A 514-nucleotide genomic window follows, 5' to 3' on the forward strand; every position below is an offset into this window, starting at 1 on the left:
TAAAAAAATCTACATTTTTCGAAGTCACTCGGTCCCATTGTTGAATAATCAATAATTTGAATTTCGATTTCAAGTCAAGCTCTTCATATCTTCTTTTACTATAGGAATTGTTTACAAAGCTATTTATAGTAAGAAAATTATATTTCTTTCTCAGAAACCTGGAGACTAAATCAGAATGAAAAAGGGTGGAATGAATCAAAGCCGGTTGTATCTCCCGGACGATTGGTATAACATGACTGGCAACTTTTTTAACTTCAAAAGAAGCAGGCAAACCTAAAGAAATGGTCTGGATGTTCTCCTGCTGAAATTGTTCTTTCAAACCATCTCCTTCGAATAAATGAATAAATATAGGTTCATATTTCTTAAACCGTTTAGTTATTTCGAGCAAACTTTTTTCCGCACCACCCGTCTGAAGTGTATCTATCAGGAATAAAATTTTAGTCATTTGTGGGGTATTTCAAAAATTGACGATTCACTTTTTTTCGATGGGTGGAGCTTCTTTTTGACCTAAATG

The 514-nt window shown here is 33.5% G+C and carries 1 protein-coding gene; it reads right to left on the bottom strand.

Annotated elements, in window-relative coordinates; genetic code table 11:
- A partial coding sequence (locus HC175_RS17410; protein ID WP_209310056.1) for a glycosyltransferase family protein occupies nt 1-445 on the bottom strand: 445 nt, incomplete at its 3' end.
- Nucleotides 446-514: the final 69 nt, after the last annotated feature.

This window comes from Salinimicrobium oceani (assembly GCF_012037645.1).